The organism is Microvirga soli, assembly GCF_016734765.1.
Taxonomy (GTDB): Bacteria; Pseudomonadota; Alphaproteobacteria; order Rhizobiales; family Beijerinckiaceae; genus Microvirga; species Microvirga soli.
This window is the reverse complement of the sequence record NZ_JAERQE010000144.1, coordinates 1-1,271: the sequence shown is the minus strand read 5'-3', so window position 1 is coordinate 1,271 and position 1,271 is coordinate 1. Positions and strand designations below refer to the sequence as shown.

General features: G+C 62.4%; 1 protein-coding gene. It reads right to left on the bottom strand.

What is annotated here, in order from left to right; all coding sequences use genetic code 11:
* Positions 1-18: 18 nt before the first annotated feature.
* A protein-coding gene (locus tag JKL45_RS29565) for an IS3 family transposase (protein WP_201865331.1) occupies positions 19-1,208 on the bottom strand; the annotation gives its coding sequence in 2 pieces (ribosomal slippage) (positions 19-956 and positions 956-1,208; 1,191 coding nt in all).
* Positions 1,209-1,271: the final 63 nt, after the last annotated feature.

The window sequence follows — 1,271 nt, the reverse complement described above, 5'->3', positions numbered from 1 at the left end:
TGACCTGCCACTGAAGTTTCATCCAGCCGCCGTTAGAGCCCCGGCAGGTGATACGCCGTGTGGCGCGACGTGAGCAAGGGGCCAGCGCGCGGAGCCTGTCCGTTGCGCAGCGTGATGGTCCCTTGCGGTTCGTAGAGCCTCGGCAAATGCCGTAGGTGTCTGATAGCCCAATGAGGAATGGGGCCTCGCGGTGTTGTAATCTGCAACCCAGGCCGCAATCAGCTGGCGGGCATGATCCAGGCCGAAGAACAGGCTCTCGTTCAACAGCTCGTCCCGCATGCGGCCGTTGAACGACTCAATGTAGCCGTTCTGCATCGGCTTGCCTGGGGCAATGTAATGCCACTCGATCCGGTGCTCGGTACACCAAGTGAGAATAGTATTCGAGGTCAGTTCGGTGCCGTTATCGGAGACAATCATCCTCGGCGTGCCACGCCGCTCGATCAGGGTTGTCAGTTCCCGGGCGACCCGCTTGCCCGAGATCGAGGTATCGGGGATCGCTGCCAGGCATTCCCGCGTCACGTCATCGACGATGTTCAGGATCCGGAAGCGCCGGCCGTTGGCAAACTGGTCATGGACAAAGTCGAGCGACCAGCGCGCGTTGGCTTTGGCCTCCACCAGGATCGGCGCCCGTGTGCCCACAGCCCGTCGGCGCGCCTGACGCTTACGAACCGTCAGGCCCTCCTCACGATAAAGCCGGTAGACCCGGTTCAGGCCCGCGCTCTCGCCTTCCCGCCGCAGCAGCACAAACAGCCGCCGATAGCCGAAGCGACGCCGCTTGTGGGCCAGCTCGCGTAGCCGGCCTCGAAGGGCTGCATCATCCGGCCGGCAGGAGCGATAGCGGACCGTGGTGCGATCCACTCCGATGAGGGAACAGGCCCGCCGTTCCGACAGGCCAAAGCTGGCCTGCAGGTGCGCGACGGCTTCGCGCTGAGCGGCGGGCCTTACCACTTTTTTGAGAGCAGCTCGCGCAAGGCCGAGGCATCGAGCATCGTCTCGGCCAGCAGCTTCTTCAGTTTGGCGTTCTCATCCTCAAGCGCCTTCAACCGTTTGGCGTCGGAGACATCCATGCCGCCGAACTTGGCTTTCCAGTTGTACAGGGTGGCTTCCGACATGCCATGTTTCCGGCACAGGTCGGCCGCCTTTGCCCCAGCCTCCTGCTCCCGCAAAATCCCAATAATCTGCTCGTCCGTGAACCGTGAACGCTTCATTGTCCGTCCTTGTGAGGGGCCGGACTCTAACTCAACCTGGAGGAAAATTTCAGTGGCAGGTCA